This is a genomic window from Streptomyces herbicida (genome assembly GCF_032656585.1).
GTDB classification, from domain to species: Bacteria; Actinomycetota; Actinomycetes; order Streptomycetales; family Streptomycetaceae; genus Streptomyces; species Streptomyces herbicida.
In genome coordinates this window covers 117,732-135,071 of sequence record NZ_JAUYWJ010000028.1, presented here as the reverse complement: position 1 = coordinate 135,071, position 17,340 = coordinate 117,732, and the positions used below count along the sequence as shown (strand labels likewise).

Here is a 17,340-nt window from a genome sequence, read left to right as displayed (position 1 = left end):
CTCGTACCACGAGCCGTACAGCGCGCGTTCGCGCTCCACCAGCAGCGGCATCGGCTCGGACGCGGTCACCAGCTCCCGCAGCGGATAGCGCGCCAGCACCTCGTCCACCTCCGGCGCCAACGCCGCCGCAAGGCGCCAGGCGGCCGGCCGGCCCTCGTTCCGCAGGGCGTCCACCGCGGTGAGCAGGACGTCCCGTTGCCCGTCGCGCTTCGGCACCGTGGCGGCCGCCCGCTCGTACAGCCGGGCACCCTCCTCCAGCACGAGCTCGGTGTCCATCCCCGCCGGGATCTTGATCTGCGCGTGGTGGCGCCAGGTGGTGACCGGATCTCCCCACGCCTCCACCGTGTACGTCCAGTGCCCGGGTGCGCCCGCGGTGACGTCCGCGCCCCAGCGGTCGGTGCCCGGGGCGAGTTCACGCATCGGCGTCCACGCGCCGGAGCGGCCCTCGGGGTCCCGCAGTACGACATTGGCGGCGACGGCGTCGTGCCCCTCTCGGAACACCGTGGCCGAAACCTCGAACGTCTCTCCAGTGACCGCCTTGGCGGGCCTGGATCCGCGCTGGACGGCCGGGCGGACGTCGAGGACGGGTATGCGGCCGATCACGGTGCCCCCGCCCGTGGAGGACTGCTCCTGCGACGGGGTGCCGGAGTCGGCCGGGTGTACGGGCGGGGGCAGGGCGGCCGCTGTGCCGGCGGCCGCGCCGGCAGTGCCCTTCGTGCTGTTCCGGCTGCTTGTCGGGGGTGCTGACGAGTGGTGCTTGGCGGGCATGACCGCTCCTGTCCGCGTCAACGTGGGTGTGGCGGATGGATGTGGGGAGGTGGGTCCTGCGGGTGTACCTGTGGTGCGTCTGCGGGGTGTACCGGAGGAGCCTTCCCACCCTATTCGGGTGAGCAATCCGGCACTTTGTTAACTACTCACGCGTATGTCTACGCACAAGACCGGCCCCGTCCGGTGAGAACGGGGCCGGTGGCGACACTCTGCCATCACGGCGGCGGAGCCTGCAGGAGTTTGTCCGGGGAGCCAGGTCCGCCGCCGGACACCTTGCCGGTCGCCGCACGTCCCACCAGGGCCTTGGCGACCTGAGCCGGGGTGGCTCCGCGGTGATCGGCCAGATAGAGAGCGGCCGCGCCCGCCGCGTGCGGGGCTGCCATCGAGGTGCCGGAGTAGGTCGCCCGCCCGGTGTCGCTCGTCCGGGACGCCGAGGTGATCGAGACCCCCGGCGCGAACAGGTCCAGTGCGGCACCGAAGTTGGAGAAGGCGGCCCGCGTGTCCGTCCGGTCCGTGGCGCCGACCGTGATCGCCTCCGGCACGTCGCCGGGAGAGTAAAGACCGGCCGGAAGACCGTCGTTGCCCGCCGCGACGGTGTAGGTGACGCCGGATGCGACGGAGGCGCGGACGGCGGCGTCGAGCTGGTCGTTGTGGTTGCCGCCCAGGCTGAGGTTGGCGACCGCGGGCTTGTGCGCGTGCCGGGTCACCCAGTCGATGCCGGCGATGACCCGGGCGATGGTGCCCGAGCCCGCGTCGTCCAGTACGCGCACGGCGACGACCTTGGCCTTCTTGGCGACGCCGTACCTGGTCCCGGCGATGGTCCCGGCGACATGGGTGCCGTGCCCGTTGCCGTCCCCGGCGATCCGGTCGCCGCCGACGAAGTCCCAGCCGTAGCTCGCCCGTCCGCCGAAGTCGCGGTGGGTGATCCGGATGCCGGTGTCGATCACGTACACCGTCACTCCGGCGCCCCCGGAGTCCGGCCAGGCGTAGCGCTTGTCGAGCGGCAGGTTCCGCTGGTCTATGCGGTCCAGGCCCCACGACGGCGGACTGTTCTGGGTGCGGTCCAGCGCCACGCGGCCGTCCTGGGCGACCGAGGCGACCCGGGAGTCGGCGGCGAGCAGCCGCGCCTGTCTCTCATTGGCCTTGACGGCGTAGCCGTTGAGGACACTGCCGTAGGTATGGCTTATTTTGACCCCGTACTTCGCGGTGAGGCTCTTTCCCGCGTCCGACGGGGTATCGATCCCCTTCCTCAGGGTCACCAGATAGCTTCCGCCGACGGAGCCGGGCTCGTCGGCGCCACGTATGCTTCCCTCCGGTGCGGCGTGCGCGGGCAGGGTGGCGGCCGAGAGCACCGCGGCCGTGACGGCCGCGGTCAGGCCTCCCGCCCGGCGCAGACGCCCGGTTCGCGTCCGTGCCATGGTCCGAGTTCCCCTCCTCAACTCCAGTGGCAGCGTCTCGTGCGGGGCGGAGCGCCACAAGGACGCCTGGGTGCGCAGAATCGGCCATACCGCCGGTTCGCGCCGTTCGGCCGTTCCGGTGTTTGAGGGCGAAGTTTGAGGGTGAAGGCCCCAGCGGGGCTCAGGGCAACACCGGTACCGTTCTGCGTGACCGGACGCACAGTGCCGTGCGTCCATCCAGCGAACGCGCCGAGGTGGAATGTGAAGGCGATCCGTCGGTTCACCGTCCGTCCCGTGCTCCCCGAACCCCTACGGCCGCTGAGCGACCTGGCGCGCAATCTGCGCTGGTCCTGGCATGCGGAAACGCGCGAACTCTTCCAGTCCGTCGACCCCGAACGCTGGGCCGCCTCGGAGGGCGACCCGGTCCGCCTCCTGGGCAGTGTGCGCCCCGGGCGGCTCGCCGAGCTCGCCGAGGACCGCCGTTTCCTGCGCCGCCTGACCGCGGTCGCCGACGACCTGAACGACTATGTGACCGGCGACCGCTGGTACCAGACCCAGTCCGCCGAACTGCCCGCCGCCGTCGCCTACTTCTCCCCGGAGTTCGGCATCACGGCGGCCCTGCCCCAGTACTCCGGCGGCCTCGGCATCCTCGCCGGTGACCATCTGAAGGCCGCCAGCGACCTCGGCGTACCGCTGATCGGGGTCGGCCTCCTCTACCGGCACGGCTACTTCCGGCAGACCCTCTCCCGGGACGGCTGGCAGCAGGAGCACTACCCGGTGCTCGACCCCAACGAGCTGCCCGTGGCGCTCCTGAAGGAGGCCGACGGCACCCCCGCCCAGGTCTCCCTCGCCCTGCCCGGCGGCCGGCAGCTGCACGCCCGGATCTGGCTGGCCCAGGTCGGCCGGGTCCCCCTGCTGATGCTCGACTCGGACGTCGAGGAGAACGACCTCGGCGAACGCGGCGTCACCGACCGGCTCTACGGCGGTGGCAGCGAGCACCGGCTGCTGCAGGAGATGCTGCTCGGCATAGGAGGTGTGCGGGCCGTACGGACGTACTGCGGGCTCACCGGCCACCCGGAGCCCGAGGTCTTCCACACCAACGAGGGTCACGCCGGCTTCCTGGGTCTCGAGCGCATCGCCGAACTGTGCGACCAGGGACTGGACTTCGACGCGGGACTGGAAGCCGTCCGCGCCGGGACCGTGTTCACCACGCACACGCCCGTCCCGGCCGGCATCGACCGTTTCGACCGGGAGCTGGTCGCCCGCCACTTCGGCCCCGGCGCCGAACTGCCGCGCATCGACGTCGAGCACATCCTGCGGCTCGGCATGGAGACCTACCCGGGCGGCGAGCCCAACCTCTTCAACATGGCCGTGATGGGCCTCAGGCTGGCCCAGCGCGCCAACGGCGTCTCCCTGCTGCACGGGAACGTCAGCCGTGAGATGTTCTCGGGACTGTGGCCGGGATTCGACCCCGACGAGGTGCCGATCACCTCCGTCACCAACGGTGTGCACGCCCCCACCTGGGTCGCCCCGGAGGTGTTCAGCCTCGGCGCCCGCCAGCTCGGTGCCGAGCGCACCGAGGACGAGCTGTCGGCCGGCGGCGCGGAGCGCTGGGACGTGGTCGCGGGCATCCCGGACCAGGAGATCTGGGAGCTGCGGCGCAATCTGCGCGAGCAGCTGGTCGTGGAGGTGCGGGAGCGGCTGCGCGCCTCCTGGCGGCAACGCGGCGCGGGAACGGCCGAGTTGGGCTGGATCGACGGCGTCCTGGACCCCGATGTGCTGACCATCGGGTTCGCCCGCCGGGTCCCGTCGTACAAGCGCCTGACCCTCATGCTGCGCGACCGCGACCGGCTGATGGACCTGCTGCTGCATCCCGAACGCCCGATCCAGATCGTGGTCGCGGGCAAGGCGCACCCCGCGGACGACGGCGGCAAGCGGCTCGTCCAGGAACTGGTCCGCTTCGCCGACGACCCGCGCGTGCGCCACCGCATCGTCTTCCTCCCGGACTACGGGATGGCGATGGCGCAGAAGCTGTACCCCGGCTGCGACATCTGGCTGAACAACCCCCTGCGCCCGCTGGAGGCCTGCGGCACGAGCGGCATGAAGGCGGCCCTGAACGGCTGCCTCAACCTCTCCGTCCTGGACGGCTGGTGGGACGAGTGGTTCCAGCCGGACTTCGGCTGGGCGATCCCGACGGCGGACGGCGCGGGCACGGACCCCGACCACCGCGACGACATCGAGGCCGCCGCCCTCTACGACCTCCTCGAACAGCGGGTGACCCCCCGCTTCTACGAGCGCGGCCAGGCGGGCCTGCCCGACCGTTGGATCGAGATGGTCCGCCAGACGCTGACGCTCCTTGGCCCGAAGGTGCTGGCGGGCCGCATGGTCCGGGAGTACGTCGAGCGGCTCTACACCCCCGCCGCCCAGGCCAACCGGGCCCTGACCCCGGACTCGGCCGGCGAACTGGCCCGCTGGAAGTCGCGGGTGCGCGCCGCCTGGCACGGGGTGACGGTCGACCACGTGGAGACGACGGCCGCCACGGCCACGGCGGAGCTGGGTACGACGCTGGGTCTGCGCGTGCGCGTGGCCCTCGGCGACCTCGGGCCGGACGACGTCGAGGTGCAGGTGGTCTCCGGCCGCGTCGACTCGGAGGACCGCATCACCGACGCGACGACGGTCCCGCTGAAGCCGGCGGGAGGCGCCGACCTGGAGGGCCGCTGGCTCTACGAGGGCCCCCTGTCCCTCGACCGCACCGGTCCCTACGGCTACACGGTCCGCATCCTTCCTGCCCACCAACTACTCGCGTCCGGCGCCGAGTTGGGCCTGGTCGCGGTACCGTCGGAGGAGGTCGTGGAAGGGTCGGGAGTGCTGATGCGCTAGTGATCGGCTCGGCGGGCTCCTGGAGTCCGCCGAGCCGGCGGCTTGGGTTGTGCCGCCGTCCGGCCGAAGGGCGCGGTCAGTCCGCCGCGGCCTCGGCGCACAGCCGCCGCAGGACCACCCCGCACCGCCGCGCATACGCATGCTGCAGCCCCCGGGTCGCCGCCCCGCCCGCGCGGGCGTACCACTTCTGGGCGCGGCTGAACGCGGCGACCGTCAGCCACACCGTGCCGTCTCCCGTGCGGTCCACCACGAAGGCCTCCTCGCCGCATTCGGGGTGGCCGGCCAGGGTGCCGTAGGCCCAGCCGGCGCGGCGGGGTTCCTCGACCGTCCAGATGATGCGGCAGGGGGCCTTGATCAGGCCGGCGAGGGTGACCGTGACGTCCACGTCGGGGGCCGCACGCTCGGCCGTGGCATCCAGGCCGACGCCCATGGCGCGGTGCATCTCCCAGGTCAGCACCGCCTCGGCCGCCCGTTGGAACACCTCCTCGCCCTCGCCGATGCGCGTGCGCACGTGCAGGGGGTGGAAGCCGGGCGGGCAGACGGTGAGGTTCTCGCGGGTCGCGCCTACCGGCTCGTAGGTGAAGGACATGGCTCCCAAGAGTAGGACGGCCCCCGGGGATGCCTTCGTCCCGGGGGCCGCTCCTGTCGACTACGAGGTGACTAGCTGACGTTGACCGCGGACCAGGCCGCCGCCACCGCCTTGTACTCGGTGCTGCTCGAGCCGTACAGCGCGGAGGCCGCGCTCAGCGTCCCCGTGCGGGCCGACTTGTAGTTGGTCGTCGACGTGAAGTACGTCGTCAGCGCCTTGTACCAGATCTGCAGCGCCTTGGCGCGGCCGATGCCGGTGACGGTGGAGCCGTTGGAGGTCGGCGAGTTGTAGGTGACGCCGTTGATCGTCTTGCTGCCGCTGCCCTCGCTCAGCAGGTAGAAGAAGTGGTTCGCGACACCGGACGAGTAGTGGACGTCCAGGTTGCCGACCGACGAGGACCAGTAGTCCGCCGAGCCGCCGTCCTTGCTGGGCTTGTCCATGTAGCGCAGCGGGGTGCCGTCGCCGTTGATGTCGATCTTCTCGCCGATGAGGTAGTCACCCGGGTCGGACGAGTTGTTTGCGTAGAACTCCACGCCCGTGCCGAAGATGTCCGAGGTCGCCTCGTTCAGACCGCCGGACTCGCCGCTGTACTCCAGGCCCGCGGTGTTGGAGGTGACGCCGTGGCTCATCTCGTGGCCGGCCACGTCCAGCGAGGTCAGCGGGTGGTTGTTGGTCTCGCCGTCGCCGTAGGTCATGCAGAAGCAGTCGTCGTCCCAGAACGCGTTGACGTACGCGTTGCCGTAGTGGACGCGCGAGTACGCGGCGACGCCGTTGTTCTTGATTCCGCTGCGGCCGAACGTGTTCTTGTAGAAGTCCCAGGTCACCTGGGCGCCGTACGCGGCGTCGACGGCCGCGGTCTGGTCGGCCGTGGAGCTGGAGGCCGTACCGGTGCCCCAGGTGTCGTCCGAGTCGGTGAACAGCGTGCCCTGGGACGTGCTGCTGCTGTGCTTCTTGTTGTACGTCTTGTGGCCGCCGCGCGTGGTGTCGTACAGCTGGTACGTCGAGCCCGACAGGGTGGTGTTCAGGCTGACGGTGCCGGAGTAGAGGCTCTTGCCGGTGCCCGTCTCGATGCCCTGGTACTCGAAGAGCTTCTTTCCGGTGGCCGCGTCGGTGACGACGTGCAGGCGGTTCGGGGTGCCGTCGTCCTGGAGGCCGCCGACGATCGTCTCGTAGGCGAGGACGGGCTTGCCGGAGCCGGCCCAGATGACCTTGCGCGCGCCGTCGGCGGAGGTCTTGGCGGAGCCCAGGGACTTGGCGGCGGTCAGCGCCTGCTTCTCGGCCTTGGCGGCGGCGATCTGCGGCTTGAGCGACGCCACCTTGATGGCGCTCTTCGTGGCTCTGGTGACGCCTTCGGCCTTGCCCGCCTTGGAGGTGTGGACGACCAGGTCGCCACCGAGCACCGGGAGGCCCGCGTAGGTGCGCTCGTAGCGGGTGTGGACGGTGCCGTCGACGTCCTTCACGACGTCCTTGACGACCAGCTTCTCCTTGGCGCCGAGGCCTATGTTCCGGGCGGTCTCGGCGGCGCCGGCCTGAGCCTGCCGGACCAGGGTGGTGCGGGCCGCGGCCGACAGCGCGGTCGGGGCGGCGGCGAGGGGCTTGGCGGAGGCGGACCCGGTCGGGGTCTGCGCGGAGGCACTGGTGGTCAGACCAGTGGAGATCAGGGCTCCGGCCGCGACAGCGGTGGCGATGGCCAGAGTGGTGCGCTTGTGACGCGCGTAGAGGGGGCTCACTCAAGCTCCTTCTCGTGGGGGAGTCCGGGCAGCGTGGGGTTACTGGCCGGAGTAGGAAGTTGCTGTGCTGTGCGGCGGGTGAGGGAAGAGTGACATCAGGGACGCGTACATGTCAGGACCCTGAAGTGATGTTGGCCGAAAACCGGCTGTCCGGTAAATGTTGCAGCCATGTAAAACGGGCGCCGCCCGGGGGAGTCGAACCTCCCGGACGGCGCCCTGTCGACGAGCCCGTGACGTGCGGTTTACGGGAACGTCAGCTTCCAGCTGTTGATCGTTCCGACGTCGTACGCCGCCTGGTCCTGGACCTTCAACTTCCAGGTGCCATTGGCCGATTCGGAGGAGGCGTTGACCGTGTAGGTCTCGTTCACGTTGTCCGCCGAGTCGGACGAGCTGAAGTTCTTCAGCCGGTACGAGGCGCCCGACGGGCCGACCAGGTCGATCACCAGGTCACCGCGCCAGGTGTGCGTGATGTCGACCGTCACCTGGAGGTTGTTCGGCGCGTTGCCGGTCCTGCCGGAGACGGTGATGTTCGAGGTGACCGCGGGCCCGTTGTCCGGGATCGAGACGGGCGAGGTGTTCTCGTACGACGTACCGCCGCCGCCCCCGCCACCGGACCGCGAGCCGACCGCCACGGCCGCCCAGGCGTCCTGCACCGCCTTGTACTCGGTGCTGGTGGTGCCGTACAGCTCACCCGCCGCCGCGAGGGTGCCGGTGCGGGCGCCCGCGTAGTTGGTGGTGGACGTCCACTTGGTGGTCAGCGCCCGGTACCAGATCTGCAGCGCCTTGTCCCGGCCGATGCCGGTGACCGGAAGCCCGTCCGCCGTGGGCGAGTTGTAGCTGACGCCGTTGACGACCTTGGCGCCGCTGCCCTCGCTCAGCAGGTAGAAGAAGTGGTTGGCGGGGCCCGACGAGTAGTGCACGTCGATGCCGCCGAGCCCGGAGTACCAGCTGTCCTTGGATGCGCCGTCCTTGCTGGGCTTGTCCATGTAGCGCAGCGGGGTGCCGTCGCCGTTGATGTCGATCTTCTCGCCGACGAGGTAGTCGCCGACGTCGGAGGAGTTGTTGGCGTAGAACTCCACGCCGGCGGCCATGATGTCGGAGGTCGCCTCGTTGAGACCGCCGGATTCGCCGCTGTAGTTGAGGCGCGCGGTGTTGGAGGTGACACCGTGGCTCATCTCGTGACCGGCCACGTCGATGGAGGTCAGCGGGTCGTTGTTGCCGGACCCGTCCCCGTAGGTCATGCAGAAGCAGGTGTCGTCCCAGAACGCGTTGACGTACGAGTTGCCGTAGTGCACCCGGGAGTACGCACCCACGCCGTTGTTCTTGATGCCGGTGCGGCCGAAGACGGACTTGTAGTAGTCCCAGGTGAGGGCGGCGCCGTAGTGCGCATCCGCGCCCGCGGTGGCGGCGTTCGACGTGGTGCCGTTGCCCCATGTGTCGTTGGTCTGCGAGAACAGCGTGCCGGTGCCGGACGTGCCGTGGTTGAGGTTGTACGTCTTGTGGCCGCCGCGCGCCCCGTCGGTGAGGGTGTAGTTCGACCCGGACTGGGTGGTGGTGAGCGTGACCTGGCCGCTGTACTGCGTGTTGCCGACGCCGGTCTCGATGCCCTGGTACTCGTAGAGCTTCTTGCCGGTGGCGGCGTCGGTGATGACGTGCAGCTGGTTCGGGGTGCCGTCGTCCTGCAGTCCGCCGACGACGGTCTCGTACGCGAGGACGGGCCTGCCGGTGGCCGCCCAGATCACCTTGCGGGCGCTGTCGGCGGTGGACCGGGTGCCGCCGAGGGCCTGGGCGCGCTTGACGGCCTGCCGCTCGGCGGCCGCCTTCGTGACGCTCGGGGTGAGGCCGGCGACCTTGATGGTGGCGTCGGTGGCCTTGATGACGCGCTGGGTCGCACCCGATTTCGCGGTGTCGACGATCAGGTCGCCGCCGAGGACCGGGAGGCCCGCGTAGGTGCGCTCGTAGCGGGTGTGGAGGGTACCGTCGGCGTCCTTGACGACGTCACGGGCGACGAGCTGCTCCTTCGACCCGAGTCCTATCGCCTTGGCGGTGTCCGCCTTGGCGGCACCGGCGTCGCGGATCAGTTCGGCGCGCTGCGAGGGGGTGAGCCGGACGGCCGAGTGGGCCGGGTTGCCCTTGGCCGACGGGGCCTGGGCCGCCGGGGCGGCGCTGGCGGCGCCGGACTGGACGGCGGCGGCGATCAGCGCGGTGACGCCCGCGAGGGCGACGGCTGCGGTGCGGCGGTGCATGGTGTGGGAGGTGCGTCCGCGAGAGGAACTGCTTCTCAACACTGACTCCTTCTGCATGGCCGCGGGTCGCGCGGCCAGGGGAGATCCGGACGGTGGGTTGGGGCGTCCGGGCAGAACAGGGCGTAACGCGGAACCATGTGCCTGTGCGGGGCCGGCTCGTGCAGAGCAGATGTATCTGTGGGGTTGCTGTGAGTCGGCCGTGGGAAGAGTGACAGGGGATCAAGCCATCTGTCAGGACCGCGTCAGAAATTTGGCCGGAAATGGTCCGTTGACCGGATGTTCATGTTCGCTATGCGGACTGTTGGTCCGGGGTATGACCAGAAGCGCGGGGGCAGCTCGTCGGAGTCGCCGGACAGCCGTCGTGGGTGCTGCGCCGGACCGGCTGGACCGGCGGGAGTTCGGGGAGGGGCTGTCGGGGAACCTCGTCGGGCCGCACGCCACCGGCCTCGTCCGGTTGGAGCCCTTGCTCTACGTGCCGGACACGGCGTGTGCGCACGTCAACGGCGCGCCGTGGGACCAGGGGCGTCCCCGTGCCACGTTCGCCACAGGGCCGCATATGCGCCATCCGCCGCCACCAGGGCTTCGTGTGTGCCGAGTTCGGTGAGGCGGCCGTCCTCCATCACCGCCACCCGGTCGGCGTCGTGGGCGGTGTGCAGGCGGTGGGCGATGGCGATGACCGTGCGGCCCTCGAGCACGGCGGCCAGGGCGCGCTCGGTGTGCCGGGCGGTCGTCGGGTCCAGCAGGGCCGTGGCCTCGTCCAGGATCAGGGTGTGCGGGTCGGCCAGCACCACACGGGCGAGAGCGAGTTGCTGGGCCTGCGAGCCGTCGGGGGAGCAACTACCCGTAGCGAGCGCGGTGTTGAGGCCATCCGGAAGTTCGCTCACCCAGTCCTCGGCGCCCACCGCCGTCAGCGCCGTCCACAACTCCTCGTCCGTGGCGGACGGTTCGGCGATCAGCAGGTTGTCGCGGACCGTACCGAGGAAGACATGGTGCTCCTGGGTGACCAGCACCACCTGGCGGCGCAGCCGTTCCGGCTCGAGCGAGGCGATCGGCACCCCGCCCACCGTCACCGTGCCCGCGCCCGGCGCGTCGACGCCCGCGAGCAGCCGGCTCAGCGTCGTCTTGCCCGCGCCGGAGGGGCCCACCACGGCGAGCCGCTCCCCGGGCCGCACCGTCAGATCGACCCCGCGCAGCACCTCGCCGCCGCGCTCGTAGGCGTACCGCACACCGCACACGTCGATCCGGTCGTCCGACGGAGCCGGCGATCCACCGTCCTCCTCCGCACGCGGGGCCCGCGCCAGCCCCTCCACCCGGGCGAACGAGGCTCCGCTGCTCTGCAGTTGCTCCACCCGCATCAGGATCTGGTCCAGCGGCTCGGTGAACTGCCGCAGATACAGCGCGGCCGCCACCACCGCACCCAGGCCCACCCGCCCGTGCGCATGCAGCACCCCGCCGATCAGCAGCACCCCGGCCACCGGCACCGTGTACGACACCTCGACCGCGGGGAAGAACACGGTCCGCAGATACAACGTGTGCAGTCGGGTCCTGCGGGCCGTCTCCAGCGCGTCCCGGCTCGCCGCGGTCCGCCGCGCCCGGAGCCGGAACGCCTCCACCGTACGAGCCCCGGATGCGGTCGCCGCGAGGATCTCCGCGACCTGCGAGGTGGCCGCGCCCTCGGCCAGGTACCCGTCCCGGGCCCGGCGCAGATACCAGCGCAGGGCGAACCAGATCGGCGTCAGCCCGAGCACTCCGAAGAGCCCGAGCAGCGGGTCGAGCACGAACACCGCGCCCAGCACGAACAGCGCCTGCACCGAGCAGACCAGCAGCTCGGGCCCGATGTCCCGCAGCGTGGCGCCCACCGCGCCCACGTCGGCGGTGCCGCGCGCGGTCAGATCACCGGCGCCGGCCCGCTCCACCACGGACGCCGGCAGCGCCAGCGCCCGGTCGACGAACTCCTCGCGGACCCGGGCCAGGGTCCGCTCCCCGAAGCGGTGGCCCACGTACCGGGCCCAGCGGGCCAGCAGCAGCTGGGCCAGCGCGCACGCCAGGATCCACAGCGCCAGCCGGTCCACGGCCCCGGTCCCATGCCCGGCACGCACCTCGTCCACGATCCGCCCGAGCAGCCACGGCCCGGCCAGACCGGCCCCGGCGGCCAGCGCGTTCAGTGCCAGTACTGCGGCGAAGGACCCGCTGTCGGCCTTCACCAGCCGGACGGCCGCCCGGCGTACGTCGGCCCGTTCGGCGACGGGCAGTTGACCCGCGGCAGGCCGCGTCACCGTACGACCTCCTGCGTGTCCCGTGCCACCAGCGCCCGGTAGCCGGGCTCGTACTCCAGCAGCCCACGGTGCGTGCCGCTCGCCGCGACCTTGCCGTCGACCAGGTAGTGGACGGTGTCCGCGCGGTCCAGGACCAGCGGGGAGGTGGTGGTCACCACGGTCGTACGGCCCGCACGAGCCGCGCGCAGCCGGTGGCCGACCGTGGACTCCGTGTGGGCGTCCAGGGCCGAGGTGGGTTCCACGGCGAGCAGCACCTCCGGGTCGGCCAGCAGCGCCCGCACCAGCCGCACCCGCTGCCGCTGGCCCCCGGAGAGGCTGCGGCCCTGGGCGGCCACGGCCGAGTCCAGACCGTCCGGCAGCCCCTGCACGATGTCGTCGGCGGCCGCCGCGTGCACCGCCCGCCCGACGGTCGCCTCGTCGCACTCCCGGTGCCCGCTCACCACCTCACGCAGCGGTCCCGCGAACAGGTCGGCCTCGTTGTCGGCGACCAGGATCCGCGCCCGCACCTCGGCCAGCGGGATCGCGTCGAGCCGTACCTCGCCCCAGGTGGCGGCCGACGGCGCGTACCTGCCGAGGCGGTCGACCACCGCGGCGGCGTCGGCGGGGCGGGCGCCGACCAGGGCGGTGAGCCGCCCCGGCAGCACCCGCACCCCCGACTCGGGGTCGTGCAGCGCCGCCGGTTCCGCGGGCGCGGACAGCGTGCCGCCGTCCGGCTCCGGCTCCAGCCGCAGCAGCCGTACGACCCGGCGCGCGGCCACCACGCCACGGCTGAGCTGATAGCCCATCTCCAGGAAGAACGCCACCGGTCCCACCAGCACGGCCACATAGCCGTACACCGACACCAACTCGCCGATGGTGAGCTCCCCCTGGGCCGCCAGCCGGGCCCCCAGCCAGGTCACCACCGCCAGGAACAGCGTCGGCAGCCCCACCCCGAGCGCCTGCACCCAGCTGGCCACCGCGCCGACCCGGTAGCCCTGCGCCCGCAGCCGCTGCGAGTCCCGTCGGAAGGCGTCCGCGAACAGCCCCTTCCCGCCGAGGCCGTTGAGGACACGCAGCCCGCCCGCGAGATCGCCGATGCGTGCGGTCAGCACGCCCTGCCGCTCCCGGTACTCGGTCTCCTCACCCTGCAACCGCACCGTCAGCGGCCCGGCGACCAGCACGATCACCGGCACCCCGAGCAGCACCACCGCGGCCAGCGGCGCCGAGATCGACAGCAGCACCCCGGCCACCACCGCGTAGACGACCACGGCGCCCACCCCGGGCCCGACGACGGTCAGCGACTGGGCGATGGTCTGCACGTCGCCGACACCGATCGTGACGACCTCCCCGGCCCCGGCCCGGCGCGGCAGCGCGGCACCCAGCCGCACGGCCTGCCCGACGACCACCTTGACCGTGCGGAAGTTGGCGTCCATCCGCACCCGTGTCATGGTGCGGTGCCGCATGATGCTCACCCATGAGTTGACGGCCCCGACCAGGAACAGCACCAGCGTCCACCGGGCCAGTCGGCCCAGATGCCCCGGCACCAGCCCGTCGTCGACCGCCCGGGACATCAGATAGGGCGCCGTCGCCATCAGCACCATCCAGACGCTGGCCAGCAGCGCCCCGCAGAGCGACCGGCCCGGCTGCCGCAGCACCAGCCACCACAGGTAGTGCCGGCCGCCACGGCAGTCGGGCGTCCCCGGATCCCCGTACGCGTCGATCATCCTCAGCCCCCGTTTCCGCCTGCTACGCCAGACTGTCCCGCCACGCTCGGTGCAGATCGGCGAACCGGCCCGTGCCGGCGATCAGTTCGTCCGGCGGGCCGTCCTCGACGATCCGCCCGTGCTCCATCACCAGTACCCGGTCGGCGATCTCCACGGTCGACAGCCGGTGTGCGATCACCACGGCCGTACGGCCCCGCAGCACCGTCGACATCGCGCGCTGCACCGCCCGCTCGCCGGGGACGTCCAGCGAGCTGGTCGCCTCGTCGAGGATCAGCACCGCCGGGTCGGCGAGCAAGGCCCTTGCGAAGGCGACCAGTTGGCGCTGTCCCGCGGAGATGCGGCCGCCCCGCTTGCGTACGTCCGTGTCGTACCCGTCGGGCAGCGCGCTGATGAACTCGTGGGCGCCGATCGCCTTCGCCGCCCGCTCGATCTCCGCACGGCTCGCGTCCGGCCGCCCGATCGCGATGTTCTCGGCGACCGTGCCGGAGAACAGGAAAGCCTCCTGCGTCACCATGACCACCCCGCGCCGCAGTTCGGGCACGGCCAGCTCGCGCAGGTCGACGCCGTCGAGCAGGACCCGGCCGTCGGACGGGTCGTAGAAGCGGGCGAGCAGCTTGGCCAGTGTCGACTTGCCCGCGCCGGTCGAGCCGACGACCGCGACCGTCTGCCCGGCCGGGAGCGTGAGGTCGAAGCGGGGGAGCACCTCGCCGCCGGTGCGGTAGGCGAACCGCACGCCGTCGAAGACGACCTCGCGGCCGGGGTGGTCCGCCGTCTCGAGCGCGGGGAGCTCCTTGGGAGCGGACGGTTCCGGCACGGACGGGGTCTGGGCCAGCAGCCCGGCGATCTTCTCCAGGGAGGCGGCCGCCGACTGGTACGAGTTGAGGAACATGCCGAGCCGGTCGATCGGGTCGTACAGCCGCCGCAGATACAGCACCGCGGCCGCGAGCACACCGAGTTCCAGCGAGCCGGACGCCACCCGGTCGGCGCCCCACAGCACGATCACCGCGACCGCCGTGTTGGCGACCAGCCGGGAGCCGACCACATAGCGGGCCATCTCCAGCATGGCGTCGCCGTTGGTGCGTTCGTGCCGCCGGTTCAGGACGCGGAAGTCGGCGTCGTTCACGGCCTCCCGGCGGAAGGTGCGCACCGGCCGGATGCCGTTCATGGTCTCCACGAACTTCACGATCACGGCCGCGATCGCCGTGGACCGCGCCGTGAACACCCGTCCCGCGCGCCGCTGGTAGAGCCGTACGAGGAGGTACAGCGGCACGAACGAGGCCACCGCGACCGCGCCCAGGCCGAGGTCGAGCCAGAGCAGCATCGCCGAGATGTAGACGAACGACAGGACGACGGTGACCAGTTCCTGGAGCCCCTCGCTGAGCAGCTCCCGCAGCGACTCGACGTCCGTGGTGGAGCGGGAGATCAGGCGACCGCTCGTGTATCGCTCGTGGAAGTCGACGCTCAGCGCCTGGGCGTGCCGGAAGATCCGGCCGCGCAGGTCGAGCAGCACGTCCTGGTTGACGCGCGCGGAGACCTCGATGAACGCGAACTGGAGCACGCCGGAGACCAGCGCGCACAGCCCGTAGGCGACGGCCACCGCGATCAGCGGACCGTGGTCGTGGTCCCTGAACGCCGGTACGGCGCGGTCGATGGCGTACGCCACCAGGAGCGGGCCCGCCTGGACGGCCGCCTGCTGGAGCAGCAGCAGAAGGGTGGTGACGGCGACGCGGGCCTTCAACGGGGCGAGCAGCGACCGCAGCAGGGCGGCCGTGGCACCGGGCCGGGTGGGCAGGACGTCGCGGTCGAAGGGGTCGGTACCGTCGGGCGGGCGGAGGAGTTCGCCCTCGTCTCCGGTCGCGGGGCCGGCAGAGGCGGAGGTGGAGGTGGAGGTGGAGGTGGTGGGGGCGGTCATCGGTCGTCCTCCGCTTCCTCGGTCGGCTGCCCGCCCGGATCGCCGACCGGCTCCCTCGTCCGGTCGCCCGACATCAGGTGGGCGTATTCGGCGTTCGTGCGCAGCAGTTCGTGGTGGGTGCCGACCGCGGTGATCCGGCCCTCGGAGAGCAGGGCGACGCGGTCGGCGAGCAGCACCGTGGAGGGCCGGTGGGCCACGATGAGCGCGGTGGTGTCCGCGAGGACCTGCCGCAGCGCGGCCTCCACGGCGGCCTCGGTGTGCACGTCGAGCGCGGACAGCGGGTCGTCGAGGACCAGGAACCCGGGCCGGCCGACGACGGCCCGGGCGAGCGCCAGCCGCTGCCGCTGCCCGCCGGACAGGCTCAGCCCCTGCTCGCCGACCTGTGTCCGCGTCCCCTGCGGCAGCCCGTGCGCGAACTCGGCCTGCGCGACGGCGAGCGCCCGCTCCAGCTCCGGCGCACCGGCGCCGTCGTCGGCCCCCATGAGCACGTTCTCCCCGACGCTCGCCGAGAACAGCGTGGGCTCCTCGAAGGCGACCGCCACCTTGGAGCGCAGTTCCTCGCGCGACATCGCGGTGATGTCCTCGCCGTCCAGGGTGATCCGCCCGGAGGTCACCTCGTGCAGCCGGGGGACGAGCGCGGTGAGCGTGGTCTTGCCGCTGCCCGTGGCCCCGACCAGCGCCATGGACTCGCCGGGGCGGATGTGGAGGTCGATGCGGTCGAGGACGGGCGGGGAGCCGGGCGGGGCGTCGGGGTAGCGGAACGTGACGCCGTCGAACCGCAGACCGGTCCGTGCGGGCGCCGGTCTCCCGGTCCGCGCGGTGACTCCCGGGTCCTCCGGCCGGGCGTCCATCACCTCGAAGTACCGCTCCGTCGCGGTCGCCGCCTCCTGGGTCATCGCCAGCAGGAAGCCGATGGAGTCCACGGGCCAGCGCAGCGCAAGTGCCGTACTCAGAAACGCGACCAGGGTCCCCGTCGACAGGTCGCCGTCCGCCACCTGTACGGCCCCCAGCACCAGCGCCGCGCCGATCGCCAGCTCCGGCAGCGTCACGATGACGCCCCAGATGGTCGCCAGCAGCCGGGCCTTGCGCAGCTCCGTGCCCCGCAGCGTCCACGACAGCGTGCGGAACACCCGCGCCTGGCTGCGGTGCCGGCCGAACCCCTTGATGATCCGGATCCCGAGCACGCTCTCCTCGACGACCGTCGTCAGGTCGCCGACCTGGTCCTGGGCGAGCCGGGCCACTTCCGCGTACCGCCGTTCGAAGACGACGCAGGTCCACATCACGGGCACGGCGGGACCCAGGACGACCAGTCCCAGGGTCCAGTCCTGCTGCAGCATGATGACCACGCCGACGAGGATCGTCACCCCGTTGACCAGGAGGAACGTCAGCGGAAAGGCGAGGAACATACGCAGCAGCATCAGATCGGTCGTGGCCCGCGAGAGCAGCTGGCCGGAGGCCCACCGGTCGTGGAAGGCCACCGGCAGCCGCTGCAGATGCCGGTACAGACCCGCCCGCATCTGCGCCTCGACGTTCGACAGCGGCCGCGCGACCAGCCAGCGCCGCAGCCCGAACAGCCCCGCCTCCGCGATCCCGAGCAGCAGCAGATACAGCGCACCGAGCCACACCCCGCCGGGATCGCGGTCGGCCACCGGCCCGTCCACCATCCACTTCAGGACGAGCGGGATCACCAGCCCCAGACAGGAGGCGACGACCGCGACGAACGCGGCGGTGAACAGCCGCACCCGCACCGGCCGGACGTACGGCCACAGCCGCAACAGGATGCGTACAGTCGAACGATCGCTGGTGGTTGCACGTGTCGTGGGCATCACTCGCGAGCCT

At 71.8% G+C, this 17,340-nt stretch carries 10 protein-coding genes; 1 reads left to right on the top strand and 9 read right to left on the bottom strand.

The window, feature by feature from the left end:
- Both Q8A52_RS41290 and Q8A52_RS41285 read right to left on the bottom strand, forming a co-directional pair.
- Positions 1-768, bottom strand: a 768-nt coding sequence (locus Q8A52_RS41290; protein ID WP_316761846.1) for a maltotransferase domain-containing protein, incomplete at its 3' end; no start/stop codon positions are given.
- Positions 769-983: 215 nt separating this feature from the next.
- Positions 984-2,186: a S8 family peptidase gene (locus Q8A52_RS41285; RefSeq protein ID WP_316761844.1), complete on the bottom strand. Its 1,203-nt coding sequence runs from the start codon at positions 2,184-2,186 to the stop codon at positions 984-986.
- Between the two features lie 240 nt (positions 2,187-2,426).
- Here Q8A52_RS41285 and Q8A52_RS41280 point away from each other — a divergent pair, with 240 nt between their 5' ends.
- The gene (locus Q8A52_RS41280) at positions 2,427-5,045 is read left to right on the top strand and encodes a glycosyltransferase family 1 protein (protein ID WP_316761842.1); all 2,619 of its coding nucleotides are present in this window, start codon (positions 2,427-2,429) and stop codon (positions 5,043-5,045) included.
- A gap of 76 nt (positions 5,046-5,121) precedes the next feature.
- On the opposite strand, the gene Q8A52_RS41275 is transcribed toward Q8A52_RS41280, so the two are convergent.
- The 7 genes from Q8A52_RS41275 to Q8A52_RS41245 form a co-directional block, all read right to left on the bottom strand.
- On the bottom strand, positions 5,122-5,634 hold the full coding sequence (locus tag Q8A52_RS41275) for a DUF1990 domain-containing protein (protein ID WP_316761840.1): 513 nt from the start codon (positions 5,632-5,634) through the stop codon (positions 5,122-5,124).
- 71 nt (positions 5,635-5,705) lie between these two features.
- Entirely contained in the window at positions 5,706-7,364 is a 1,659-nt protein-coding gene (locus Q8A52_RS41270; RefSeq protein ID WP_316761838.1) for a M4 family metallopeptidase, read from the bottom strand.
- Positions 7,365-7,606: 242 nt separating this feature from the next.
- Positions 7,607-9,649: a M4 family metallopeptidase gene (locus tag Q8A52_RS41265; RefSeq protein WP_316761836.1), complete on the bottom strand. Its 2,043-nt coding sequence runs from the start codon at positions 9,647-9,649 to the stop codon at positions 7,607-7,609.
- Positions 9,650-10,107: 458 nt separating this feature from the next.
- A complete protein-coding gene (locus Q8A52_RS41260) occupies positions 10,108-11,886 on the bottom strand; it encodes an ABC transporter ATP-binding protein (RefSeq protein WP_316761835.1) in 1,779 nt (592 codons plus the stop codon).
- A complete protein-coding gene (locus Q8A52_RS41255; protein ID WP_316761828.1) occupies positions 11,883-13,589 on the bottom strand; it encodes an ABC transporter ATP-binding protein in 1,707 nt (568 codons plus the stop codon). The genes Q8A52_RS41260 and Q8A52_RS41255 overlap by 4 nt, the downstream gene beginning before the upstream one ends.
- 22 nt (positions 13,590-13,611) lie before the next feature.
- Positions 13,612-15,501, bottom strand: a complete 1,890-nt coding sequence (locus tag Q8A52_RS41250) for an ABC transporter ATP-binding protein (protein ID WP_316761825.1) — start codon at positions 15,499-15,501, stop codon at positions 13,612-13,614.
- On the bottom strand, positions 15,498-17,327 hold the full coding sequence (locus tag Q8A52_RS41245) for an ABC transporter ATP-binding protein (RefSeq protein WP_316761823.1): 1,830 nt from the start codon (positions 17,325-17,327) through the stop codon (positions 15,498-15,500). The genes Q8A52_RS41250 and Q8A52_RS41245 overlap by 4 nt, the downstream gene beginning before the upstream one ends.
- Positions 17,328-17,340: the final 13 nt, after the last annotated feature.

Coding starts and splice junctions, on each gene's coding strand:
- Q8A52_RS41250 (WP_316761825.1), bottom strand. CDS start 15,501: ATGACCGCCCCCACCACCTCCACCTCCACCTCCACCTCCGCCTCTGCC.
- Q8A52_RS41245 (WP_316761823.1), bottom strand. CDS start 17,327: ATGCCCACGACACGTGCAACCACCAGCGATCGTTCGACTGTACGCATC.
- Q8A52_RS41285 (WP_316761844.1), bottom strand. CDS start 2,186: ATGGCACGGACGCGAACCGGGCGTCTGCGCCGGGCGGGAGGCCTGACC.
- Q8A52_RS41255 (WP_316761828.1), bottom strand. CDS start 13,589: ATGATCGACGCGTACGGGGATCCGGGGACGCCCGACTGCCGTGGCGGC.
- Q8A52_RS41275 (WP_316761840.1), bottom strand. CDS start 5,634: ATGTCCTTCACCTACGAGCCGGTAGGCGCGACCCGCGAGAACCTCACC.